This is a genomic window from Methylophaga sp. SB9B (assembly GCF_004832235.1).
Classification (GTDB): Bacteria; Pseudomonadota; Gammaproteobacteria; order Nitrosococcales; family Methylophagaceae; genus Methylophaga; species Methylophaga muralis.
Window position 1 is genome coordinate 131,958 of record NZ_SSXS01000006.1, and the last position, 25,499, is coordinate 157,456.

General features: G+C 45.0%; 23 protein-coding genes and 1 pseudogene. 7 read left to right on the forward strand and 17 right to left on the reverse strand.

Translation table 11 applies throughout. From position 1 onward, the window contains the following. Positions 1-1,386: IMP dehydrogenase (gene guaB, locus E8Q33_RS08325; protein WP_136554165.1), on the reverse strand; the 1,386-nt coding region annotated here is incomplete at its 3' end. A 62-nt stretch (positions 1,387-1,448) separates the two neighbouring features. On the opposite strand from guaB, the gene xseA reads away from it, so the two are divergent. Together xseA and E8Q33_RS08335 are read left to right on the forward strand one after the other, a co-directional pair. Then, positions 1,449-2,951, forward strand: coding sequence for an exodeoxyribonuclease VII large subunit (gene xseA / locus E8Q33_RS08330; RefSeq protein WP_136554074.1), 1,503 nt, complete (start codon positions 1,449-1,451; stop codon positions 2,949-2,951). Next, positions 2,948-3,787 carry a peptidoglycan DD-metalloendopeptidase family protein gene (locus E8Q33_RS08335; RefSeq protein ID WP_136554076.1) on the forward strand — a complete coding sequence of 280 codons (840 nt, stop codon included), beginning with the start codon at positions 2,948-2,950 and terminating at the stop codon, positions 3,785-3,787. The genes xseA and E8Q33_RS08335 overlap by 4 nt, the downstream gene beginning before the upstream one ends. Here the strand turns inward: E8Q33_RS08335 and E8Q33_RS08340 are convergent. From E8Q33_RS08340 to E8Q33_RS08385, 10 genes are all read right to left on the reverse strand, one after another. Beyond that, the gene (locus tag E8Q33_RS08340; protein WP_247869981.1) at positions 3,769-6,453 is read right to left on the reverse strand and encodes an ABC transporter substrate-binding protein; all 2,685 of its coding nucleotides are present in this window, start codon (positions 6,451-6,453) and stop codon (positions 3,769-3,771) included. The two genes, E8Q33_RS08335 and E8Q33_RS08340, sit on opposite strands and share 19 nt — an antisense overlap. 86 nt (positions 6,454-6,539) lie before the next feature. Next, on the reverse strand, positions 6,540-7,265 hold the full coding sequence (gene lptB, locus E8Q33_RS08345; RefSeq protein ID WP_136554078.1) for an LPS export ABC transporter ATP-binding protein: 726 nt from the start codon (positions 7,263-7,265) through the stop codon (positions 6,540-6,542). Between the two features lie 14 nt (positions 7,266-7,279). Then, positions 7,280-8,089, reverse strand: coding sequence for a lipopolysaccharide transport periplasmic protein LptA (gene lptA, locus E8Q33_RS08350; RefSeq protein ID WP_136554080.1), 810 nt, complete (start codon positions 8,087-8,089; stop codon positions 7,280-7,282). Then, complete coding sequence (gene lptC / locus E8Q33_RS08355) at positions 8,070-8,639, reverse strand: LPS export ABC transporter periplasmic protein LptC (protein ID WP_136554082.1); 570 nt, start codon at positions 8,637-8,639, stop codon at positions 8,070-8,072. The genes lptA and lptC overlap by 20 nt, the downstream gene beginning before the upstream one ends. Beyond that, on the reverse strand, positions 8,623-9,144 hold the full coding sequence (kdsC, locus tag E8Q33_RS08360; protein ID WP_136554169.1) for a 3-deoxy-manno-octulosonate-8-phosphatase KdsC: 522 nt from the start codon (positions 9,142-9,144) through the stop codon (positions 8,623-8,625). The genes lptC and kdsC overlap by 17 nt, the downstream gene beginning before the upstream one ends. A 16-nt stretch (positions 9,145-9,160) precedes the next feature. Further along, positions 9,161-10,138: a KpsF/GutQ family sugar-phosphate isomerase gene (locus E8Q33_RS08365; protein WP_136554084.1), complete on the reverse strand. Its 978-nt coding sequence runs from the start codon at positions 10,136-10,138 to the stop codon at positions 9,161-9,163. Then, positions 10,135-11,121, reverse strand: a complete 987-nt coding sequence (locus tag E8Q33_RS08370; protein WP_069296099.1) for a calcium/sodium antiporter — start codon at positions 11,119-11,121, stop codon at positions 10,135-10,137. Before E8Q33_RS08370 ends, E8Q33_RS08365 begins: the two co-directional genes overlap by 4 nt. Before the next feature lie 82 nt (positions 11,122-11,203). Further along, the gene (locus E8Q33_RS08375; RefSeq protein ID WP_069296100.1) at positions 11,204-11,935 is read right to left on the reverse strand and encodes a VacJ family lipoprotein; all 732 of its coding nucleotides are present in this window, start codon (positions 11,933-11,935) and stop codon (positions 11,204-11,206) included. Positions 11,936-12,062: 127 nt separating this feature from the next. After that, a complete protein-coding gene (locus E8Q33_RS08380) occupies positions 12,063-13,109 on the reverse strand; it encodes a glycosyltransferase family 1 protein (RefSeq protein WP_136554086.1) in 1,047 nt (348 codons plus the stop codon). Then, on the reverse strand, positions 13,109-13,903 hold the full coding sequence (locus E8Q33_RS08385; RefSeq protein WP_069296102.1) for a UDP-2,3-diacylglucosamine diphosphatase: 795 nt from the start codon (positions 13,901-13,903) through the stop codon (positions 13,109-13,111). The genes E8Q33_RS08380 and E8Q33_RS08385 overlap by 1 nt, the downstream gene beginning before the upstream one ends. A gap of 139 nt (positions 13,904-14,042) precedes the next feature. Here E8Q33_RS08385 and prlC point away from each other — a divergent pair, with 139 nt between their 5' ends. Continuing rightward, complete coding sequence (prlC, locus tag E8Q33_RS08390; RefSeq protein ID WP_136554170.1) at positions 14,043-16,082, forward strand: oligopeptidase A; 2,040 nt, start codon at positions 14,043-14,045, stop codon at positions 16,080-16,082. A 50-nt stretch (positions 16,083-16,132) separates the two neighbouring features. On the opposite strand, the gene E8Q33_RS08395 is transcribed toward prlC, so the two are convergent. Both E8Q33_RS08395 and E8Q33_RS08400 read right to left on the reverse strand, forming a co-directional pair. Next, positions 16,133-16,549: a hypothetical protein gene (locus E8Q33_RS08395; protein ID WP_069296103.1), complete on the reverse strand. Its 417-nt coding sequence runs from the start codon at positions 16,547-16,549 to the stop codon at positions 16,133-16,135. Between the two features lie 200 nt (positions 16,550-16,749). Beyond that, on the reverse strand, positions 16,750-17,016 hold the full coding sequence (locus tag E8Q33_RS08400) for a DksA/TraR family C4-type zinc finger protein (RefSeq protein ID WP_069296104.1): 267 nt from the start codon (positions 17,014-17,016) through the stop codon (positions 16,750-16,752). Between the two features lie 279 nt (positions 17,017-17,295). On the opposite strand from E8Q33_RS08400, the gene E8Q33_RS08405 reads away from it, so the two are divergent. Beyond that, a complete protein-coding gene (locus E8Q33_RS08405) occupies positions 17,296-19,308 on the forward strand; it encodes a cache domain-containing protein (RefSeq protein ID WP_136554089.1) in 2,013 nt (670 codons plus the stop codon). A 539-nt stretch (positions 19,309-19,847) separates the two neighbouring features. Here E8Q33_RS08405 and E8Q33_RS08410 read toward each other — a convergent pair. Further along, positions 19,848-20,642: a DUF3800 domain-containing protein gene (locus E8Q33_RS08410; RefSeq protein ID WP_136554091.1), complete on the reverse strand. Its 795-nt coding sequence runs from the start codon at positions 20,640-20,642 to the stop codon at positions 19,848-19,850. A gap of 60 nt (positions 20,643-20,702) precedes the next feature. Between E8Q33_RS08410 and ubiD the strand changes: the two genes are divergently transcribed. Next, positions 20,703-22,184 (forward strand): 4-hydroxy-3-polyprenylbenzoate decarboxylase, encoded by a 1,482-nt coding sequence (ubiD, locus tag E8Q33_RS08415; protein WP_136554093.1) that lies wholly within the window; start codon positions 20,703-20,705, stop codon positions 22,182-22,184. Here ubiD and E8Q33_RS08420 read toward each other — a convergent pair. The 3 genes from E8Q33_RS08420 to moaD are packed head-to-tail and all read right to left on the reverse strand — an operon-like array spanning position 22,173 to position 23,236. Further along, positions 22,173-22,562 carry an MAPEG family protein gene (locus E8Q33_RS08420; RefSeq protein ID WP_069297087.1) on the reverse strand — a complete coding sequence of 130 codons (390 nt, stop codon included), beginning with the start codon at positions 22,560-22,562 and terminating at the stop codon, positions 22,173-22,175. The two genes, ubiD and E8Q33_RS08420, sit on opposite strands and share 12 nt — an antisense overlap. Before the next feature lie 9 nt (positions 22,563-22,571). Further along, positions 22,572-23,006 (reverse strand): molybdenum cofactor biosynthesis protein MoaE, encoded by a 435-nt coding sequence (locus E8Q33_RS08425; protein WP_136554095.1) that lies wholly within the window; start codon positions 23,004-23,006, stop codon positions 22,572-22,574. A 2-nt stretch (positions 23,007-23,008) separates the two neighbouring features. Then, positions 23,009-23,236, reverse strand: a complete 228-nt coding sequence (moaD, locus tag E8Q33_RS08430) for a molybdopterin converting factor subunit 1 (protein ID WP_136554097.1) — start codon at positions 23,234-23,236, stop codon at positions 23,009-23,011. A gap of 44 nt (positions 23,237-23,280) precedes the next feature. Between moaD and moaC the strand changes: the two genes are divergently transcribed. Together moaC and E8Q33_RS08440 are read left to right on the forward strand one after the other, a co-directional pair. Continuing rightward, entirely contained in the window at positions 23,281-23,760 is a 480-nt protein-coding gene (moaC, locus tag E8Q33_RS08435) for a cyclic pyranopterin monophosphate synthase MoaC (protein WP_069297090.1), read from the forward strand. A gap of 248 nt (positions 23,761-24,008) precedes the next feature. Beyond that, positions 24,009-25,229, forward strand: a pseudogene (locus tag E8Q33_RS08440) (OprO/OprP family phosphate-selective porin). Positions 25,230-25,499: the final 270 nt, after the last annotated feature.

A 25,499-nucleotide genomic window follows, 5' to 3' on the forward strand; every position in this document is an offset into this window, starting at 1 on the left:
CACACGGACAAACTCGGGTTTAGTACGCATTTCTTCGATAGTACGGCTTCCGGTATAGCCCATGGAAGCACGAACGCCGCCCATCAGCTGATGAATAACCGGGCTCAGGCTGCCTTTAAATGGCACACGACCTTCAATACCTTCCGGTACCAGTTTGTCGGCTTCGCTGGATTCTTGGAAGTAACGGTCACTGGAACCTTGTTTTTGCTGCATCGCACCCATAGAGCCCATGCCACGATAGGATTTGTAGGCACGACCTTGGAATAATTCTACTTCACCTGGCGCTTCTTCGGTACCAGCAAACATGCCGCCAATCATGATGGTATGAGCACCGGCTACAATTGCTTTAGCGATATCACCCGAGTAACGCACACCACCATCAGCAATCAGTGGAACACCGGTTCCAGCAAGTGCTGCTGCAACATTACTGATGGCGCTGATTTGTGGAACACCGACACCAGCAACAATACGTGTAGTACAAATTGAACCGGGACCGATACCGACTTTAACCGCATCAGCACCTGCCTCAACTAAAGCTTTGGCTGCAGCTGCAGTAGCGATATTGCCGCCAATCACTTGAACTTGAGGATAGTGTTGTTTAACCCAGCGAACCTGATCCAATACACCTTGTGAGTGACCATGAGCAGTATCGACAACAATGACATCCACTCCCGCTGCGACTAATGCATCAACACGCGCTTCACTCTCCGCGCCAATGCCAACCGCCGCGCCGACACGTAAACGTTCCTGCGCATCTTTGGAGGCCAAAGGATTATCAGTTTGTTTTTGAATATCTTTAACGGTAATCATGCCCTGCAGATGAAATTGGTCATCGACTACCAGTACTTTTTCAATGCGATTGCTATGCAACAAGTGCAAAACTTCTTCACGGCTGGCATCTTCACCAACGGTGACCAGTTTATCTTTGCCAGTCATGATTGAAGAGACAGGGTTATCAAAATGTTTTTCGAAACGCAAATCGCGACTGGTCACAATGCCGACAAGATCATCACCATCAACCACCGGTACGCCGGAGATATTGTGAGCACGAGTCAAAGCAACGACATCGCCGATAGTGGTATTCGGGCCAACTGTAATTGGGTCACGAACCACACCACTTTCAAATTTTTTCACTTTACGGACTTCGTCAGCTTGCTGCTCGATAGTCATATTTTTATGCAGAATACCCAGACCGCCTTCCTGTGCCATAGCAATTGCCAGACGACTTTCAGTGACGGTATCCATAGCGGCGGATAACAACGGAATGTTGATGGTGATGTCACGTGTCAGTTGTGTTGACAGACTGACATCGCGCGGCAGAACATTTGAATAGGCGGGGACTAATAAAACGTCATCAAATGTCAGGGCTTCTTGCGCAATTCTCATGAGGCGGGTTCCCGAATTTACTGTAATATGATCGACAAATTATATCAGGAACTTAGTGGTTTATGGCATCACTTATGACATCGGATTCGCAAGGTAAACTCGCTACCCGTGCTGTCAAGGATGTATATCCGGTTTCGCGATTGGTCAGAGAAGTCCGGCTGATGCTGGATGGTTCGTTTCCACTTTTGTGGGTGGAAGGCGAGATCTCCAATTTAGCGATGCCGGCTTCTGGGCATATTTACTTCACACTTAAAGACTCGGCTGCGCAAGTGCGCTGTGCGATGTTTCGTGGCCGCAATCAACAATTACGCTTTACGCCGGAAAACGGCATGCAGGTATTACTGCGTGTCAAAGTCACACTTTATGAAGGCCGCGGCGAATTTCAGCTGGTTGTTGAGCATATGGAAGAGGCGGGTAGCGGCGCCTTGCAGCGTGCTTATGAAGCATTAAAAGCCAGACTGGGCCAAGAAGGTCTTTTCGATACCGCCCATAAAAAACCGTTACCATTTTTGCCGCAAACCATTGGCATTGTGTCTTCACCAGATGGCGCGGCGGTTCACGATATTTTGCATGTTTTGAAACGTCGTTTCCCGGCAATCAAAGTGATTCTGTATCCCGTTGCGGTACAAGGTGAAACGGCACCACGGCAAATTGCCGCTGCTATTCAAACTGCCGATCAGCGACAGGAATGTGATTTGTTGATAGTCGGTCGCGGCGGTGGCTCGCTGGAGGATCTGTGGAGTTTTAATGACGAACTGGTCGCCAGAGCTTTATTTGCCTGTCAGATTCCAACTATCAGTGCGGTAGGTCATGAAATTGATTTTACCATTGCTGATTTTGTGGCTGATGTTAGAGCGCCGACACCTTCGGCAGCAGCAGAATTGGCGGTACCCGAAGCGCGTCAATTAGCGTTAAATTTACGCAATTTGTTGCAAAATCTAAGTAGTCGAATCCAACAAAAACTGTTTAATGAACAACGGCATATACGTTATTTAACCCAGCGGTTACCACGCCCGCAACAGCAACTGAAACTTCAGCAGCAACAATTAAAACGCCTACAGTCCCAATTGGATTACAGCTTTCAGCGGCGCATACAAAGCAAGCAACAGCAGTTGGATTATTTGTCTGCAAGATTACCGCATCCCCAACTGCGGATCAGCTGGCGGCAAACCCGTTTGCTGGATTTATCACAGCGATTCGAAAAAGCATTTGCTATACAACAACAGCATTTCAGACAACAAAGCCAAAATCTTACTGATCGGTTAAAGCGATTAGTGCCGGTCTCCCGATTGAAACAACAACAGCAGCTTGTAGAAGCGCTTTCTGCACAATTAAACCGGCTGACTCGACAGCAGATTACCGATCACAAAAAACAGTTGATGCAATTGATGCGAACACTTTCAGTTGTCAGTCCGTTAAATACGCTGGAGCGGGGTTACAGCATCACTAGCGATGAGCAAAGCGGTAATGTTATTTACCGCGCGGATGAAGTAGCTATTGGTCAGAAACTGCAAATCCGTTTATTTGAAGGTCAATTGAACTGTGAAGTGCGTGAGAAAAAATGAAATTAAATTTTATCTGTTTGCCCATTCTGTTATTGCTGTGTTCGTCTGTTTGGGCATTACCACAACAATTTCCGGTACCTGGTGGCGTCATCATTTTGCCGTTGGAAATTGATGGAAATATAGCTCCTAAAGTCACCTACGAAAAACAACAGGTGCTGGTGGTAAAACAGGATTCCCAATGGCAGGCGGTAGTGGGCATTCCTTTGGCAGCCAAACCTGGCAATCATAAAGTGCTGGTGGATGACCAAGGCGCATTAAGCAGCATTCTGTTTGAGGTCAAACACAAATCTTATCCTACCCAGCATGTGAACGTGCCCGATGATCGTAAGGTAAATCCTTATGCTGAAGATATGGTTCGCATCGAAGCAGAGACCGCTAAGATCAATACAGCCCTACGTAACTGGCGGGTGAGTGACGACGTACCTTTCAATTTTGTGTGGCCGATTGAAGGTCGTGTCAGCGGCCTGTTTGGTCGGCGCAGAGTATTCAATGGCGAAGAACGTAATCCTCATAGTGGAATTGATATTGCAGCGCCCACCGGCACCAGTATTATGGCGCCTGCCGATGGTATTGTAACGGATACTGGTGACTACTTTTTCAATGGTAATACCGTAATGATTGATCACGGTCAGGGCCTCGTCACCATGTTTTGTCATCTGGATAGGATTGATGTCAAAGTTGGTCAACTGGTTAAACAAAGAGACATCATTGGTACGGTTGGAGCAACGGGGAGAGTCACTGGCCCACATTTGCATCTTGGAGTCAGTTTGAACGATGCCCGGGTAGAACCATTATTGTTCTTCCCTAAGCGACAGGGTTACCCATCTTTGGACTGAGCTGCTGGTCCAGCAAACTGATTTAATAATTCTTTTAGCAGGCTGAAGTTAACGGGTTTGGTGAGATAGGCGGTAAACAAACCTTCTGCTTGTTGTAAATCATAAGGCATGGCGGCAGCAGTGACAGCTATCACTGGGATATGGCGAAACTTTGGATTAGCGTTAATCTGCTCGGTAGCCTGTAAGCCACTTATTCCGGGGAGATTAATATCCATCAGGATAACTTTAGGCATATTGTTTTCCAGCCATTCCAATCCGGCTTCAGCCGTTTTGCAAACATATAATTCATATTGTGGCAGGCGATCAAAAAAGGCTTCCATCAATTTGATATTGGCCGGATTGTCTTCGATATGCAAAATGACTGTGCCGGTAGCAGATTTAACCGAAGGTTCCGAGAGCAGTGAAGAGGTTTGCTGACTCAGACTGCCATTGTGAAGTGTCTGGTTGGTTATCGGTAATTCCACCCAGAATCGACTGCCTACGTTTTCTTTACTTTCAAATCCAATGTGACCATCCATGGCTTTTATAAGTCGTTGCGTGACAATAAGTCCAACACCAGTGCCCTCAATTCCTGAGTTCTCTTGCCCTAATCGATCAAACGCCGTAAACAGATAATTTTGTTTATCCTGCGGAATTCCAATGCCTGTATCTTGGACAGTAATTCGCAAGCGATTAAGACCATGGATGATCTCCCCACTAATAAAGACCTCACCATCTGGTCGGTTATATTTGATAGCGTTACTCACCAGATTAATCAAAATTTGCTTGAGTTTGGTTAAATCAGCGAGCACCAGGTGATCGGGTATTTCGCCGGTTAGAATGTTGACCTTATACCGTGAGGCCAGGTTTTGCAGCATTGGCAAACAATGTTTAATGGCGACACTGACATCTACTGGCTCAATGGATACTTCCACTGTACCCGTTTCGATTTTTGCCAGCTCCAGAACATCATTAATAAGCTTGAGCAAATGCTCACCACTTTGAATGATTAGCTTCAGACTATCCTGCTGAGTATCGTTAAGGGGAGCCATTTGATCGCTCTGTAATAGATGAGCGAAACCTAAAACGGCATTCAATGGTGTGCGTAATTCATGGCTCATTGCAGAGAGGAATTCGGATTTGGCCTGGTTAGCTTTTTCGGCTTCTTCTTTGGCGGCAATCAATGCCAGATGCTCCGCTTTTTGCAAAGAAATATCACGTGCTATACCGGTAAAGAAATAATGGCCTTCCCATTTAAAGGCGCTTAAAGTCAATTCAATAGGAATCATTTGCCCACTTTTATGTAAGGCTTCCAGCTCAATCGGTTGGCCGATTATTTTGGATTGCTCCGTGCTGAGAAAACGTGACATGCCAGCTTCATGATGGTGTCGATGTTGAGCTGGCATCAGCAGGGTAATATTCTGGCCAATAATTTCTTCTGGTTGATAGCCGAATAAACGAACTGAGGCGACATTAAAGTTTTGAATAATGCCAGTTTCATCAATAGTGATAACACCTTCCATTGTATGATTCAGCAGAGTTTGTAAACGTTCACTTTCACGTTTAGCCTTCTCTTCCAATTGTTTGCCTTTTTCCAGCTCAGCTTCCAATGTGGCAGTTTGTATGGCAATTTGTTGACTTAATACTTTGGCATGCTGACGTTTGATGAAATAACCCATAGCCATTAATGCTGCGATCAAAAATAACGAAAAAACCAGCCATTTCAGCCATACCGACAAGCTGGGCGTAGGGTCATAAATAAAACCTTCCAGCCGATGATCATCATTAATTAAACCTAATTGCTGATAATGTTCAGCAATTTTTTGCCAGCGCTCGATAGTCATATGACCTATTGAGACGGTGGGATATAAGCTGAGCTCACTGAGTTTTTCTGCTTCAAATTCCAGATGTGCACGTGATTTATTTTGGCTGTTAAAGTCCTTTTCAATCACATCAATCATTTCATGAGGGTGTTCCAAGGCGTATTGCCAGCCACGTATAGTGGCATCTCGAAATGCATCAACGATTTGAGGCTGACGTTTCAAATACTGTTCGGAAGTGAAAATAATATCGCTGTAGAAATTGATATTGAATTCATGCGGTGACAGGGTACGGTAATTGACGCCTTGTTCTCTCATCCAGAAGGGTTCATTGGATATATAAGCAGTAAGTGCATCCACTTTGCCAGCGATTAGATTGTCAATGTCATCTGTGGTCGGATCCACGATATTCAGTTGATGAGGATGAATATTAAATCTCAGCAACATAGCCGATAAATCATCGGCATAAGACTGCCGAGTCACGGTTTTGCCGATGAAATCGTTAGGATGTTTTATATCTGAGTCCGCTCGAACCAACCAAGTATAGGGGCTACTTTGAAAGATTGCCGCGAGCGCAACAAACGGGCGGCCTTTCAATCTTTCGACAACCAGACCGGCTCCAGAAATACCGAAGTCAACATCACCATTTTCAATTTCATTGAAAGGCGCTTTCTGTCCATTGAGGAGGGTGACATCCAGTCCGGCTTCTTGATAAAAGCCTTTTTCTACGGCGGCGTAAATACCAGCAAATTGAAATTGATGTTGCCAGTGAAGTTTGACTGATACGGAAGTTAGATTCTGATTTGTTTCATCTGCCAGTGCTAAGTTGGCAAATAACAATAAGACAAGCCCGATCAGTCGATACATAAAAAGTACTCAAACAGAGTTCAATTCATATTACTCTACTGCTCTGTGGAATGACCAGAAACTTATTGTGGAAATTGCCTGCTAATTTACAGGCGGAAGTCCCGCCCAAGATAAACGCTAAGTACACGCTTATCTTGCAGTATTTCATCGGGGGTGCCTTTGGAAATAACTTCACCTTCATTAAAGATGTAGGCCCTTTCGCAAACGCTCAGTGTTTCACGGACATTATGATCGGTAATTAAAATGCCAATACCCCGAGCAGCAAGCGCTTTGATAATGCCTTGAATATCCAGAACAGAAATCGGATCAACACCGGCAAATGGCTCATCCAGCAAAATGAATTGTGGATCCATGGCCAAGGCGCGGGCAATCTCAACCCGACGTCTTTCGCCACCGGATAACGCCATGCCTAGTGATTTGCGAATGTGACTGATGTGAAATTCTTCCAGTAATCTTTCGAGTAACTGCTGTTTAGCATCAAGACTGAGATCTTTTCGGGTTTCGATAATCGCATAAAGGTTAGCTTCAACCGACAGTTTACGAAACACCGACGCTTCCTGGGGCAGATAGCCAATGCCAAGTTGGGCGCGTTTGTGTATAGGTTCGTGGGTTAGTTCTCTTTGATCGAGAAAGATACTGCCATGATCAACCGGAATTAAGCCCACAATCATGTAAAAGCTGGTGGTTTTACCGGCCCCATTTGGGCCAAGTAAGCCAACAATTTCACCACTATTTACTTCTAAAGAAATATTTTTAACAACCAGCCTATCGCCATATTGCTTGGCGAGCGACCTTGCAGAAAGCTGACTCATTTAAATTCCGTGATTTATTCAGGATTCATTTGCAGGTATCGCGCACTCACCCAACCGATAATTGCGTTATCGCCACTCATGCCACGCACTTGTATCCACTCTGGCTGACGTGTTAACACGATTACCTCAGTGTTTTCAACGAAGGCACCAATACGTTCATATTGAGTACCGGGACCGGTTCTAACATTTAATGTGGTTTGAGTAATCGCGGTGGGATAACTCATCTCAGATTGTTGTTCAGGAGCCTCGGTTAACGGTTGAGGAGTTTGAACGGCTGGTCTGGCTGGTTTAGTGTTATTTTTTTCACGTTGGCCAGGCGGCTGAATGGTAATGTGAACTCGGCCACTGGATTGTTGTTGGCCATCCACGGTAACGGGTCTGGAGTTGGCAATAACAATATTTTTATCAATATCATATTCAATATGATTACCACGGAATTCATCACCTGATTGCCAAACATAACCTTGTCCGACCAGGTAAATACGTTGATTTCGGGCGTGATATTCCATCTGTAAAGCTTTGGCTCTGACCGGTTTGTCGCCTTCTTTATGCACCTGTTCATAGGTGGCCAGATTGCCTTCCGCAATCGCTTTTTCCAGTTCACGATTTTCGTCATAAAAGAAAGTAATAACATCACCTTCAATGCGTAAAGTGCCCTGCGTTAATATGGCCTTACCTTTGTATTGGGTGACACCAGTCTGATCATCAAGCTGCGCATGATCTGCTTCGATATTGATGGGTTGTTCACGATCGCTGGGTAGGGCGAGGGCAATCGATGGGATTGCTGTCAGAACCCAAAGCAGATTAATTAACAGGTGGCGCATTGTATTGTCCTCTCACCCTAGAGTGCAGATTAATAGTTTCTTCTTGTAAAGCCGCATGAAACCCGACTGAATGGGTATCACCATGCGGCGATTTCATGGTCACCGGCTGATCGGTATACGCCGTATTATGAACGGTATCCAGATTCAAAACTTCAGTTAATAACTGTATTTCCGGTTGATCTTTGTTGGTAATAATAACATTGCCAGTGAGAAGAATGTTTTCGCCTTCACCCTGTGTTTCTGCATGGTCCGACTCAATGATCCAATCGTTGTTTTGCTGCACGATAAATAAGGTATTCGGATTGAAAATTTCGGTCCGATCATTTTCCGGATAGTGATAGAGCGTATCCCCGGTGATAACGCGAGATGGCTTACCGTTAATGTCCATCACAGTGAGTTTGAAGTCAGTCATGCCAAAATCAATGCTGTATTGCACGGATGCCTCAGGTTTAGGCGGTTCTGGACGGGTAAACAGCATCCACAGACTGATAACTGCCAATAGCAGTAAGCCAATTTTGAGATAGTTGGGTATATTAAAAATGGCGTTCAATTTGGTCCTGCAGGGTTCCCTGTCCTTCCATAATTAATTCACAAACATCACGTGCTGCACCTTTTCCACCTTTTGAAGGGGTGATCCAGTGAGCGTGTTTTTTCACCACGGCATCAGCATCTTGCACAGCAATCGCTAAACCTACCCGGCTCATAATGGATAAATCTACCCAGTCATCGCCTACATAGGCACATTGTTCCGGTTTTAACTTGAGGGTTTTCAGCAGCTCTTCAAACGCCGGTAATTTTACTTTCTGTCCTTGATAGACAAGATTGATTCCCAGGCTTTGCATACGATGTTCAACCACTCTGGATGTGCGGCCGGTAATGATAGCAATATCGACACCGGTATATTGCAGCAGTTTCATTCCATGACCATCCCGCGAGTGAAAGGCTTTATATTCTTCGCCATCATCGCCAATGATAATACTGCCATCAGTCAGTACCCCATCGACATCAAAAATCACCAGCTTAATTTGTTTGGCACGAGCCGTTATATCTTGCATCATTTTTTCCTGAAAATCAGACCACACCAGCACGTAATAAGTCGTGCATATTCAGTGCGCCAGTTAAGTTATGGTTTTTATCGGTAATCAACAGACCGTTGATTTTGTATTGCTGCATCATCTGCAATGCTTCGGCTGCCAGCATCTCTGCCTGACCGGTTTTGCAATGACGTGTCATGTGATCTTTTAATGGCGCTGTCAGAATGTCTACTTCCTGTGCCAACACACGACGCAAATCCCCATCGGTGAATATGCCGACTAATTTGCTCTCATTATCCACCACTGCCGTCATGCCCAGACTTTTTTTGGACATTTCAATCAGTGCTTCACGCAATAATGCCTGTTGATTGACTTGAGGTATAGCGGTTCCGCTATGCATGATATCGCTGACCCGTAGCAATAAACGTCGACCAAGATTACCGCCCGGGTGGGAAAGTGCAAAATCCTCGGCGGTAAAGCCGCGAGTCTCCAATAAAGCAATCGCTAATGCATCGCCCATTACCAACGCAACCGTCGTGCTGGATGTCGGTGCTAAGCCAAGTGGACAAGCTTCTTTAAACACACTGACATTAATCACCGCATCGGCACATGATGAAAGTGTCGAATCCATCCGGCCGCTCATGGTAATTAACGGTACGCCGAGACGTTTAATAAGAGGCAAAATGGTTAGGATCTCAGCGGTTTCGCCGGAGTTTGACAAGGCAAGTACCACGTCTTTATCAGTAATCATGCCCAAATCACCATGACTGGCTTCGCCGGGATGAACAAAAAAAGCAGGGCTACCGGTACTGGCTAATGTGGCGGCAATTTTGCTGCCGATATGGCCGGATTTGCCCATTCCAATTACCACTATTCGTCCCTGACATTGCAGCAGGTATTCACAGGCACGGACAAAATCATCATCGATCCGATCCCGCAACAACATCACTGACTCTAGTTCAGTATCAATGACCGCCAGTGCCAGTTTTTTTAATTTTTCCGCATCAATCTTCATATACCGTTATGCATACCTTGATAGGCCAGCAAACTTATATAGCCTGCATAAACCATGAGCAGTAATAAACCAACCGGGCGTCCAAGTTGGCCTTTCAAACAAAAACGTGCAAACAAATAAAGCACAATTGTCAGCGCAATCATAAAGCTAAAATCGCGTGTTAGCAGCAATGTATCCACTTTGGATGGTTGAATCAGCCCCGGCATCGCCAATACTGCCAGCAGGTTAAAGATATTCGAGCCCAGGATATTGCCCACAGCAATATCGTGCTCATTTTTTAATGCAGAAGATATACAGGCAGCTAATTCGGGCAAACTGGTGCCAATGGCGACCACAGTTAAACCAATCACCAGATCACTTATACCTAGTAACTGCGCAACTTCTGTGGCTCCCCAAACTAATAGTTTGGAACCTGCTAACAGAGCAATGAGACCTATAAAAAAAACGATGATGGCTTTTTTTAGCGGTAATTTAGGTTGTGCATATTCCTGGGTGAATTCAATTTTCAGCGGATCGTCTTGTGCACTCTTAACAGCTAACCATGCCATGCCGCACAAGGTCAGAATAAACCCAGAAAACAGAATAATGCCATCAATACGATTCAGCTCCATATCCCACAGTAATAACAGCAGGGCAAGGAACATGATGAATACTAAAACCGGGAATTCGCGTCTTAACGTAACTGAATGAACTGCCAAAGGGGCGATAACAATTGTGATCCCCAAAACCAGCCCGATATTGGTGATATTCGAACCAATCGCATTACCTATGCCTAGTGCAGGGGCGCCGTCAAAAGCGGCAAGGGCTGATACCATCATTTCCGGAGCGGAGGTGCCAAAACCAACAATGGTTAATCCGACAATCAGCGGGGCAACACCCAAGTTTGACGCAATGCCCGCCGCGCCATCAATGAATTTATCTGCCCCCCAAATCAGCAGGACAAAACCACTGATAATCGCCAAGGTAAATAAGAGTGAAGTCATTTAACTACCGATGGTGGATCCTTGAAATAAAAAGAGCCGGAATAAATCCGGCTCTTTTTATTATAACGATTGGTGTGACGGATTACTCGTCATCAAATAAATCATAATCATCATCATTTGGTGGATTACCATCGTAAACCAGATATTGACGACGTTGCAGATAAGCGTTGCGCACGTATGCATATTCATCGTCTGTCGCTTCGCTCAATACACGTTGCGTTTTAAGCAGATTGGCGCGGGTATCAACCAGACGGGTTCCAGCTAAAGCATTTCGTGCTCCCGGACCTTCAACATACATGACTGGATCAGTAAACATGTCTCCGACTAAACCAAACGAATCACGCACGGTACGCGGGCCAAAGAATGGTAATACGATATAGGCACCAGGTTCTGCTCCCCAAACCCCCAACGTCTGACCGAAATCTTCATTACGTTTTTTGTTACCAGCATGACCAGCGACATCAAAAATACCAGCAACACCCACCGTACTGTTTAACAGAAAACGTCCAGTATCATCAGCAGCCTGGCTGAATTTACCTTGCAGCAAGCTATTGATAGCGACAGTAATATCATTCAGGTTGCTGAAAAAGTTACTGACACCCCAGCTGATTGCATCGGGAACCACGGCATCATAACCTTTTGCTACCGGTTTCAAGACAGCGCGGTCAACGGTATCGTTAAATTTGTACATGGCGCGGTTGTAACTTTCGAACGGATCACGTTCATCCGGATTTTGTTGTGTGGTCGCACATCCTGTAAACAGAACAACCATGCTGATCAGGCTGATTCTGAAAAAACCTTTTGCTTTGAACATTTGCGGTATTCCTTATACGAATATACGAGGAATAATCTCACGGCAGTTCTAGGCTAATCAAGTAGTCTGTTGTACGAATACCTAGAAAGTATGACGCTGTTGTCACTTTGCAACACGCTATTGATAACTATTCAGCTTTTGGACTGAGCTTTTGCGCCGTTTTGATTGGGGTGGGAGCCCCATTGTTGTACATATAGCTGGCGAAAACTTCGCTGCATTTCTGCCAGCTATTTTCACGAGCAAAAACAATACAATCATTTTTTTGCAGATTCAGCGCATTCAATGCCGCTTGTTGCAGGTCCCAATCGATCTCTCCGGTTTGGCCCTTAATGACAATATCTTTTGGGCCGGTCACTGGAAAAGCTGCTACAGGAAGCCCACAGGCCATCGCTTCCAAAATTACCAATCCAAAGGTATCTGTCTTACTGGGAAACACAAATACATCACCCCCAGATAAATAAGCTGCAAGCTCCTCGGCATATTTGGCACCAGTAAACAATACTTTGGGATAACGTTTTTGCAGCGTTTCCAAATCGGGACCATCACCAATCACCACTTTGCTGCCCGGCAACTGCAGATCCAGAAATGCTTCAATGTTTTTTTCAACGGCCACTCGGCCCATGTTAATAAAAATCGGGCGAGGCAAATCATATTCGATGGCAATATCCGCTTTAAATATTTGGGTATCTACACCGCGTCCCCACACGTAAACATCCCGAAATCCATAGTGCTGCAGACGTTGCTGTTGTGAAATGGTCGGTACTAAGGTTCGTGTAGCTGGTCGATGAAAGCGTCGCAACCACGCGTAACTCCAACTCAGTGGTATCGGTAAACGTAGTCGTAAATATTCAGGAAATTGGGTATGAAATGAAGTGGTAAAACGAATTTCATTGCGTAAACACCAACGTCTTGCTGCCATTCCCAACGGGCCTTCAGTCGCGATGTGCACTGCGTCAGCCCGCAAATTTTCCAACATATTGGCAAGTTTTCGATAAGGCAGTAAAGCTAAACGAATAGACGGATATGTAGGGCAGGGAATGGTTTTAAAATTCAGTGGAGTGATCATGATCACCTCATAGCCCATCTCTAACAGATGATCACGGGTTTTGCCCAAGGTGCGTACAACACCATTGACCTGAGGCTCCCAGGCATCAGTCACAATCACTAATTTCATTAAGCGGCTTTTGCTATCAAAACTTGCTCATTAAACAGTTCTGCCCAGGGAATAATTTCCATCTGGCCATTCGAGTGTTCAACTAAAGCTGTACAACTTTCTACCCAGTCACCGCAGTTGTAATAATCGATGTTCTGGATACGGGTAATTTCGGCTCGGTGAATATGGCCGCAGACTACGCCATCAACACCTTGTTTAGCCGCTTCATGCGCCACAGCTTCTTCAAAATTACTTATGTATTGCACCGCATTTTTTACTTTGTGTTTTAAAAATGCCGCCAGTGACCAGTAAGTAAACCCCATCTTACGACGGAAATAATTTACCCAGCGGTTGGCTCTAAGTAAAAACTCATACAGCCGGCTGCCAATTTTGGCCAGCATCGGCGATATTTTCACCACGCTATCAAATTGATCACCGTGAATAATCAGCAATTTTCGTTTGTCAGCAGTGGTGTGAATAATTTCATTGTGAATTTGAACGTTACCGAACACAGCGCCATCATAATCCCGCAGAATCTCATCATGGTTTCCGGGGACGAAGATGACCTTGGTATTGTGTTTAGCTTTACCCAGCAACGTACGAACGACGTTATTATGTTCCTGAGGCCAGTACATGCGCTTTTTCATTTCCCAGACGTCGATAATATCGCCGACCAGATAAAGATATTCGCATTCCACATTATGTAAAAAGTTAAGGAGGAGTTCTGCACTGCATCCTCGGAAGCCAAGATGGATATCCGATATGAACACGGTGCGAACTTTCAGCTTTTGCTTGTGACTTAGTTGTGTTTGCATAAGGCACTCATTCACTTAAAATTCTGAGCGAACCTTATCTATATGATATTGCAGTGTGATGACTGTTTTGTTGCGTTACCATGACAGTAACTTCAAACGCCATACTGCGGGCGATACCGAACTTAATCAGGACATAATTATGAGCAACCCATTATTGGAAAATCACCGTTTACCGCCATTTTCCGCAATCAAAGCCGAGCAAGTTGAGCCCGCAATTGATCATGCGTTGAGCACCGCTCGCAATAAAATCGACACTATTTTAAGTACGCTGTCAGAGCCCACATGGGAAACATTAGTGCATCCGATGGAAGAAATGGACGCACTGATCGACAGTGTCTGGTCGCCAGTCAGCCATATGAATTCAGTCATGAATTCCGAAGAGTTGCGTCAGGCATACAATGCCTGCCTGCCAAAGCTCAGCGAATTTTCCACTGAACTGGGTCAGAATGAAACACTGTATCAAGCATACAAGGCCATTGCTGAAGGCGCTGAGTACCAGAAATTGGATACGGCACAGAAAAAAGTCATTGATAACGCGGTTCGTGACTTTCGTTTATCCGGTGTTGAATTAGATCAGGCCAAGCGTGATGAATTTAAAAAGTTGTCGCAGCAGATGACCGAACGCACCGCTAAGTTTGAAGAAAATCTGCTGGATGCCACTCACGCCTGGCGCAAGCTGATCACCGATGAGTCATTATTATCCGGTTTACCACCATCCACTATTGAAATGGCTGAGCAAATGGCCAAGCGTGAAGGTGAGGAAGGCTGGTTATTTACCCTGGATTTCCCATCCTATATGCCAGTCATGTCTTATGCTGATAATCGTGAGCTGCGTGAGGAAATGTATACCGCGTTTGCCACCAAAGCTTCTGATCAAGGTCCGCATGCTGGTAAATGGGATAACACCCAAGTGATGCTGGATATACTAAATCTGCGGCACCAACTGGCGAATCTGCTGGGGTTTGCCAACCATGCAGAGCGTTCATTGGCGACCAAAATGGCCCAGTCACCGCAGCAGGTTTTAGACTTTTTGCAAGATTTGGCAAAGCGGTCTAAACCGATTGCCGAAAATGAATATGCCGAATTACGTGCCTTTGCCAAAGTCACCGCTGATCAAGGTCAGCTGGAAGCCTGGGATGTCACTTATTTCGCTGAAAAATTACGGCAGCAGCGTTATTCGATTTCACAGGAAGAATTAAAACCGTATTTCCCTGAAGACAAAGTGGTCAGTGGGCTGTTTGCTGTGGTGAATCGTTTATACGGTCTGGATATTCGGGAACGTCATGATGTGGATGTCTGGCATAATGATGTACGTTTTTTTGAGATTGTCGCCGAGGATGGCAGCGTTCGTGCTCAGTTCTATCTTGATTTATATGCCCGTCAGCATAAACGTGGCGGTGCGTGGATGGATGAATGTAAAGCACGCCGTCGTACCGCCGACGGTATTGAAATTCCAGTGGCGTTTTTGACCTGTAACTTCTCTGAGCCCGTCGGTGATAAACCGGCTTTGTTCACTCATGATGAAGTGACCACGTTATTCCATGAATTTGGACATGGTCTACATCATATGCTCACCAAAATTGAATATGCCGGAGTATCCGGTATTAATGGTGTGGCGTGGGATGCGGTCGAATTACCAAGTCAGTTTATGGAAAACTGGTGCTGGGAACGTGAGGCACTGGATTTGATTTCCGGTCATTACCAAACCGGTGAAAAACTGCCTGATGAACTGTTCGATAAAATGATTGCAGCGCGAAACTTCCAATCGGCAATGATGATGTTACGTCAGCTGGAATTCTCGTTATTTGATTTCCGTCTGCATCTGGAATTTAACCCCAATGAGCCGAATCAGGTCGAGAAAATTCTTGAACAGGTTCGGGATGAAGTTACTGTGGTCAAACCGCCCAAATTCAATCGCTTTGCGCACAGTTTTGCCCATATCTTTGCTGGCGGTTATGCCGCAGGCTATTACAGCTATAAATGGGCAGAAGTACTTTCAGCTGATGCGTTCTCCAAATTTGAAGAGAAAGGCATTTTTGATCGGCAAACTGGTCTGGAATTCCTTGAAGCTATTCTGGAGCAGGGCGGTAGCCGCGAACCGATGGAATTGTTTATCGAATTCCGTGGCCGTGAGCCGCAGATTGATGCGCTGTTAAGACATACTGGCATTGCTGCATAAACAAAAAAAGGGCCGAAAGGCCCTTTTTTATAAACACAGTTGTCTTAATTTTATGAGTTCATACACATTTGCACAGATTCCTGAGCATTGGTAATCATCATCGTTGCTCTATCTTTAGACAGCTTGCCTGTTTCAATATCTTGCAGCAGCTCTTGATTTAACGCATATGTCGTCTCAGCGATATCAGCGCCTTCGGCTACCGGCATAATCGCTTTATCACGATAGTTTTCTGGGAACTGGCTTAATGCCACGAACTGACATTCTGCCATTTTAGCGACATAAGCAGTTGCTTCAGCATCAACGGCGCCAGCAGTCATTTCTGGTCTGTCAGCACTTAACTGTTGTACAACCAGTGGTTTTAATTGTGTGGTGTAATTGTTTTTATAATTTTCTTTATCCTGATCATCAATTGCCACAGCCAGCTGCGCTGCGAAAATGAAAGGCAACGCGAGTAATAATTTCTTCATTTTATATCTCTCTAAAAGTGAGCCAGATAAAGCATCAGACTTTCAATCTCAGACTTTAAACTGGCCTATATCAATTTCTTGTGAACTGCGGAGGATTCAGAAAACTGGTTCCCGAGCACAACACAGTTACAGCTTTACACAGTAATGGGATTAAAAGCAAAAGAGCACCGAAATGCTCATTTTTATATTCAAATGAAAGACTAGCGCAGCTGGCTATCTTTACTGCCACGTCGATTAAACAGATTGAACGCTTTGTTTTCTTTGTCGACAATTTCCTGACAAGTCACGCAAAGGCGAACACCTGGAACCGCCTCACGTCTTGCCTGGGGGATTTCTTTTTCGCACTCTTCACAATGCGTCAGACTTTCGCCTTTTGGCAAACGAGAACGAGCCTGTTGAATACCATCTTCAACACTGGCATCTATCTGATCCTGAACTGCGCCATCTCGAGACCAACCTCCAGCCATAGCAACCTCCAACCTGCTGTTTTCACAGTTTTATTTAACAATTGTAAAACTAATATTGGGCTGATTAGATTAAAAAGCAAGCTAATAAATTGTTGTATGAAAATTAAACTTAATAGGTATTGTGCCTTTTAGCTGAAAATGTCACTGTTAGCGCCAAGTGATATAAGCAAATCACTCAAAAAGTTTCGGGTCAGCCATAGATGACTTCAGCTTAGCAACGGGGCGAAAACTGTAAGGATGCAGGCTGCGTAGTGTCGTTCGGATGGATATGCAGACGAAATGGACAATAAAGATATTTCAACGTTACACGCTTCATGTATTCGCTTTATGCCGTTAGTAACGCAATACAATCACACGTTTCTTTCACTTGGAGAATGGTGGCAGAAGGTCACGCTCATCGGCAAAATCAATAGTCATTCTGTGACACCAACGTTGATTGACGATATGGAGGTAACACGGCGACACTTCAAAGAGTTGCAAGCCAATCTTATCAATAATCTGGTGAAGGAAAATATCCGTAAACTAGAGTTAGAATGCAGTGCGCGGGCTCAGGTCGCTATTGATATCCTGATCCGAAATTTGTTTGAACGTACTGCAGACGTGGGTTTCCTTGCCACCGACGATGATATTCGCACCTTTCTGCGTGAATCCACCCCGACAGAGCAGCAACATCAGGCCATCGTTGATCGCCTTCACGAATACACCACTAAATACAGTGTCTATGACGAGATTTTGATTCTCGATACACAAGGGCGTGTTCGAGCAAATCTTGATGAGACTAACCAAGTCGTAAACAGCAACGATCCGTTGATTCGGGAAACTCTGGAAACCACCCAGCCTTATGTTGAAACATTTCGCCGTTCCAATCTTCAGTCCGGGCGTCGGGCGGCACATATTTTCTCAGCACCTATTCGTGATGATGAACAGCATGGTGGCAATTTGTTGGGTGTGCTCTGTCTGTGTTTTCGATTTGAAGATGAAGTAAACGGCATTTTCGCGAATCTGGTCGGTGAGGATGAAATAATCGCCATCCTCGATCAAAACAATCGGGTGATAAGTAGCAGTAACGAACAGATTCTACCTTTTGGTTACCGGGTTAGTGGCTCAGGTCAAAGCGGAATCAATTTCATTGAACTGGAAGAGCAGAATTTCCTGTCTCATCAAAACAAAACCAAAGGTTACCAAGGCTATAACGGACTCAATTGGCTTGGGCTTATCTTACGGCCAGTGCAAAAAGCGTTTGCAGAAAAAAGCGCTGCTACTAAAAGTGATGCCGTTCAATTACAGCGCTCAAGCATCTTTTCCAAGACCCTGCAAAATATTGCCTACCGTGCCGAACGGGTGGTTGATGATTTAAGTCTGGTAGTTCTCAATGGGCAGATTGTTTCTGCCAAGCGCAATGCTATTGAATTCATGCCAGTGCTGGAAGAAATCCGCACTATCGGTTATCGCACCAAAGGCGTGTTTGATGAATCGATAGACGATCTTTGCAACACCGTCGTCAGTTCTTTACTCAGTGACGTGCAGTTTCAGGCATTTCTCGCCGTCGATATCATGGATCGCAATCTTTATGAACGCGCCAATGATGTTCGTTGGTGGGCACTTACATCTTGTTTTCGTGAAATTTTGGCTCAACCGTTACGTAGTCATCAGGATGATGCAACGCTGGCGAGCGTACTTGAATACATCAATGGTCTTTATACGGTTTACACCAACCTGATGTTATTCGATAGCAACGGCACAATCGTCGCGGTTTCCAATATCGATGAAAACCATTTAATCGGCCAAACCATGCCCGATCAGGCGGTGATTAAAAAAACTCTCGCTGTCTCAGATTCCAAGCACTATACCGTTTCACCATTTACCGCTACGCCTCTGTATAACGGCCAACACACCTATCTTTATCAGACCTCCATACGAGCGCAACATAACAATAAAACTGTTGGCGGAATCTGCGTGGTCTTCGATGGCAAACCTGAATTTCTAGCGATGTTGCAAGACTCGTTACCGCGAGATAATAACCAACAGATCCTCAACGGTGCCTTTGGTCTGTTCACCGATCGACACGGTTTAATTATTGCCAGCACCAAACCCGATTTATTACCTGGACAAACATTGCAGCTCGAAAGCCACTTTTTCCAACTGGAAAATGGTGAGCGTGATTCGGTTATTTTGCAATATAACGGCGATCAATATGCTGTAGGTGCTGCTATGTCAAAAGGCTATCGTGAGTATAAAACGACCGGGGATTATCAGAATGATGTGTTGGCGTTGATTTTTGTACCAGTGTGAGTGGGGTTTTGGTTTCGAGGGTAGGTTGGGTTGAATGCAATGAAACCCAACAATCAGAGTTAAATTTTGATTTGGAACGCTGCCGCGGGGCGTTCATTTCTTTTGTTCGCCCAAAAGAAACGAACCAAAGAAAAAGGCACCCCATGTGTTGGCCTGCGGCTCCCCGATAAAAATGGTTATCTCAGGGAAATCGAAAAAACTCGCTGCGCTCAGACATTCCGATTTCTTATCCTGAGATAACCATTTTTATCGGCAACACCAAAGGGGGATCCGCTAGCCTCATGTTTTGGGGCATTTTCTCGATGCCCTTATGCGAAGCCGAGCTTCGTGGATCAGTTTGGACCAAACATGACGAGTGTTTGAGCGCAGCGAGTTTTCGTCATGTTCCAAACTGATTGAGAAGCGCAGGGAACCCGCAGGGCGAGCATGGGCTGGCCTTTTTTTTGTTCGTTTTTTGGCCACGCAAAAAATGAACAGTGGGCCATAGTTCACAGATAAAAATCAAGTCTGCTGACCCTTTGATTCTTACTTTAGAGACCTTAACTTAATATCTTTCCTGGTAGCTTGTACTTTAGTGAAACATCTTTTGTTTCAATTTCTCTTGGACCTTTCGTTGGGTCATAGAAGTACCAAATATTAAACTTTCTTTCTGAAGGCCTCGTGTCATAGCTAAGATCGGTCCAACCTAAATAGCTAGCAATAAAACGAGCAACATTGATTTTGGCTGGTGATGAAGCTCTTCTTTGAAATCCACTCATCACTGCCCCCAGTAAAAAATCTGCAATTTGAATATGTTCCGAGTCTTTCGAATCTTTTGTAATTACGCTTCGTATGGGGGCTTCACCGAAAGTACTTTTCAGCATTCTGTTAGCAATGATGTGGAAAGCCTCATCAGCTTTTTGATATCTGAAGGGAAGTGGATCTACTTCAATTCTGAACTCTGATAGTCTTTTAGGGTGTGCTTTTTTGACGGTTGCTATTTTCGTTTGGATCAACTTTGTGAAGTGTTTTTGCATGGCGAGATCATAATCACCATCATGGAATGACTTATCAACTAGACCTTTCCGAATGACTATACAATGAAATGCTAGCCATTCATGTTTGAAAAAGGTATCAACTAAATCTTCGTAAAAATTTGCACAGTCTTTTTTATGTGCCTTATTCCATTTTATTTCATTAAAGTAATTATGCTGATTCCTCAAATCTCTAATTATTCGAACGAAATCTCCCCGTCTTTGATATTTCATCCAAAGAGAACCAAAGCCATAGAATTTTTGACCATCAATCCCCGACTCATCACATGCAACATGCCATATTAATTTGCCATTCTGCATTGTTTCTCCAGTGAACCTGCTAAGCTACAACTTAATATAAATTAAAATACAACAAAGTTCATGAAATACACCGACCTAAGAGACTTCATCACCAACCTGGAAAAACAGGGCGAACTAAAACGCATCACCACCGAGGTAGATCCCCATCTGGAGATGACGGAGATTTGTGATCGGGTGTTGCGTGCTGGTGGTCCGGCAATTCTGTTTGAGAACCCTAAAGGCAGCAAGATTCCTGTATTAGCTAATCTGTTTGGTACGCCAAAACGGGTTGCGTTGGGGATGGGCGAGGATTCGGTTGAGGCATTGCGTGAAGTGGGTAAGTTGCTGGCGTTTTTGAAAGAGCCGGAACCACCTAAGGGTATGAAAGATGCCTGGGATAAGTTGCCGATCTTTCGTCAGGTTTTAAATATGGGCCCGAAGGTGGTGAAAAAGGCACCTTGTCAGGACCAGGTGATTGAGGGCGATGCTATTGATTTGGCTGAGTATCCGATACAACTGTGCTGGCCGGAAGATGCTGCACCATTAATTACCTGGGGTTTGGTGGTGACTAAAGGGCCGCATAAAACTCGGCAGAATCTCGGGATTTATCGCCAACAGGTGATTGGTAAAAATCGGGTAATCATGCGTTGGTTATCGCATCGGGGTGGGGCGCTGGATTTTAAAGAATGGCAGCAAACGCATCCTGGCGAACCGTTTCCGATTGCTGTCGTATTGGGTTGTGATCCGGCAACTATTTTAGGCGCCGTGACGCCTGTTCCGGACACACTTTCTGAATATGCGTTTGCTGGCTTGCTACGAGGTAGTAAAACCGAATTAGTGAAATGTATCGGTAGCGATTTGCAGGTACCTGCCCATGCCGAGATTGTGTTGGAAGGTTTTATCTATCCCGATGATATGGCGCCGGAAGGGCCGTATGGTGATCACACCGGTTATTACAATGAAGTCGACAGCTTCCCGGTATTTACTATTGAGCGTATTACCCAGCGTAAGAACCCGATTTATCACAGCACTTATACTGGCCGACCACCCGATGAACCGGCAATATTGGGTGTGGCATTAAATGAAGTATTTGTGCCGATTCTGCAGAAGCAGTTTCCGGAGATTGTCGATTTTTATCTGCCGCCTGAAGGCTGTTCCTATCGTATGGCAGTCGTCAGCATGAAAAAACAATATGCCGGTCATGCCAAGCGGGTGATGATGGGCGTTTGGTCGTTTTTACGGCAGTTTATGTATACAAAATTCGTGATCGTCGTCGATGATGATGTGAACGTGCGCGATTGGCAGGATGTAATCTGGGCCATTACCACGCGGATGGATCCGGCTCGCGATACAGTTTTAATTGAAAATACACCGATTGATTATCTGGATTTTGCTTCGCCGGTATCAGGGCTTGGTTCAAAAATGGGTATGGATGCGACCAATAAATTGCCTGGCGAAACTAACCGTGAGTGGGGCAGACCTATTGAGAAAGATCCTGCTATTGTCGCTCGAGTTGATGCGATATGGTCAGAGTTGGGATTGGATGAAGACTCAGCCCGGTAGTTGAATACCGGCAAACGCTAACAGATTCAATATCGCCATCATGATCAACAGCCATATGGTGATTTGCATACCAATAATTCGTCGGGGAATGATGGCTTTGCTCACACCATTGGCGTGAATCAGTCGACCGATGATAAACAGGCTGCCCAGTAAATGGATTAACCAGGCTGGGCCTTGGCTGAGTTCTAGGAGTAATAGCAGCAGCAGACCAATCGGCAGATACTCAACAGCATTGGCATGAGCCCGAATCGCAGCAAGTAAATCCTGATGTCCACCATCGCCCAAAGCCACTTTATGATGTCTTCGCAGACTGATGACATTAAGAGCCAAAGCGACAATCAACAACGCAGCCAATGCGGCATAAATTCCGGTAATCATAGTCAACTCCTATAAACCGTCGGTATTAGATTCTACCCAGCGTTCGCCACTCTGGTTCTGTTCTTTTTTCCAAAACGGCGCTTTGTATTTCAACTCTTCGATTAGCCAGTTGCACGCATCCAGAGCTGCACGGCGATGGGCTGACCAGCAACCGATTAATACAATTGCTTCACCGGGAAACACTTCACCAACACGATGCACAATCAGGCAATCATTTAACGGCCAGTCGGTTTTAGCTTGTTTTTCTAATTGTTCGAGATAACGCTGAGTCATGGCGGGATAATGTTCCAGCGTCATGGTTCTGACGGTTGCATCATCGTTATAATCACGCATAGTTCCGATAAAGCTGGCAGCTGCACCATCTCTGCCTGCAGGCATCTGCTGGGAAAATTCACTGAGCCATTGATAAGGCTGAAAGTCTTCATCGAGAATATGCGTAGCCATGATTAACCTCCGGTCACGGGGGGGAAGAAAGCGACTTCATCACCATCATTCACCAGGCTTTGCATATTGGCGTAGTCAAGATTGACGGCGACCAGTAAGTTGTTTGGTGGCGTGGCTGATTGCGTCGCCAGGTCCCAAACTTCGGACACAGTAGAGGCCTGTTCTACCGTGGTCTCACTCTGTCCCAGACTTTCTCGCAGGCTGGCAAAAAATTTGACTTGAATAGACATCTGGTTGATTGTTCCCGGATAAAAACATAAGGATAACACCCCAAATGGCAGAATTAACCCATTTTAATCAGGCCGGTGAAGCGCACATGGTCGATGTCGGCAACAAAGCGGTGACACAACGCAAAGCTGTCGCCAGTGGGCGGATTGTCATGTTGCCGGAAACTTTGAAATTGATTGAGCAGGGTAATCATAAAAAAGGTGATGTCTTGGGTATTGCCCGCATTGCCGGCATTATGGCGGCCAAACGCACCTCGGATTTAATTCCGCTTTGTCATCCGCTGGCACTAAGTAAAGTGACAGTCGAGTTTGAAATTGATGCTGCCAATAATGCTGTGAATTGTCAGGCTGAAGTTGCTACATCGGGCCAAACCGGTGTGGAAATGGAAGCACTTACTGCGGTGCAGATAACGCTGTTAACTATCTACGATATGTGTAAAGCAGTAGATCGCGGCATGGTGATAACCGATGTTTGCCTGCAGGAAAAAGCCGGTGGTAAATCTGGACATTGGCAACGATCTATCTGAAGAAAGTTCCATCTTCTAACATTTAATTTTCAAAATTAAGTTTGAATTCAGTATCAATACTCTAAACTGCGTATAGGAATTTTTCCTATGTTCGTGAAGGCATAACTTCCCGAGCAGTTCAACTTAATGCTGAGTTCAACTATGCCCATTCGATTTTAAAATTGTTTTTCGTCGTGTTTCTCGCTTTGCCGCTCGTAAGCCAAGCCTCAGAATTACGTTTGCTAGTTGATATGCTGCATGAAAATGGCATGGTCAGTGAAGAACAATACGGTCGCTTGCTGGCAGAGCTGGAACAAAACCAACAACAGTCAGCTAAAGAAAAACAGGAAATCGCTGAAAAACTTGAATTAGCCACGCAACCTCCCGAAGTAGAAGTCACCACCAAAGGTGGCTTGCGGGTTAGAACAACCGACGGTGAATTTGAAACCCGACTGCGTGGACGCTTGATGATTGATGCCGCAGATTACATGGGCAAACCAGAAATGGGTGATGGCACCAATATTCGCCGCGCCAGATTAGCCTGGACTGGTCGTATGTATAAAGATTGGGGTTTTCAACTCGATTATGATTTTGCCGACGGCGGAAAATTGCGTGATTCCTTTGTCTCTTATCTGGGGTTTGAAGATACACGCTTACGTATGGGTTTGATGGAAATCCCATTTCAGTTGCAATACCGTAGCAGCTCCAGTAACTCGCAATTAATTGAACGTAGTTTGCTGGGTGCCTTTGGTGGTGATCGTTACATTGGTGTGATGGCCGATACCAAAAAACAGCACTGGACCGCAGCAGCAGGTTTGTTTGGTGAAACAGCAACTCGGCAGAATCCGATTGTGGATGAAGGTTGGGGCGTGGGTGCACGTTTTACCGTAGCGCCGATTAATAACGAAAAAGATCGTCTGTTACATTTTGGTATCGCCAGCATGTATCGCAATGTCGAAGATGTCGGCGTGATCGAATTCAGTGATGAACCGGAAGCCCGCGTTGCCGGCAACAATATTGTCGATACTGGTGATATTGATAACACCAAAAGTTTTACCCGTTACGGACTTGAGTGGGCAATGATTCGTGGTCGTTTATCTGCACAATCAGAATATGTATTGACTACCGTTGATCGTAATAATGCTGAAAATCTGCAATTCAGCGGTTGGCATTTTCAAACTGGATTCTTCCTGACCGATGACTCATTAAATTATGAGCGTGGCGACTTTGGCAGCCCTTCGCCTAATAAGCGTTTAGGCGATGGTGGTATCGGTGCCTAGGAATTAACCTTGCGTTACAGCAGCCTCGATTTGAATGACAAGCTGATTGATGGTGGTGAAATTCAGAACATCACTTACGGTGTGAATTGGTATCCGGTGCCGATGCTGAGATTTTCAGCAAACTATATTGATGTGCTCAATGTGAGCGGTGGGCCAAATGATGGACAGGAACAACGTATCTTCCTGGTACGCAGCCAGTGGGCTTTTTAGGTAAAATATTACAATTAGCTAAAGCGCACTGGGTGTAAATTATAGTTTGCACAAATTAAATTAATCTACGCCCGATATAAACTTGAATTTAAAGCGTTTAATAAGCTCATGAGGTTTTGGCTTGATAGTTTATTTCTCTTAAATAGCAGTGATTTGCATTTACGAGTTTATTTATTAGCATCACTTCACAATAGCAAAAAATAAAATCCTCTTTAGGCTAAAAACTTCTAATGTTTCTTCTTAATTGTGACGATAATATTACAGAAGTTT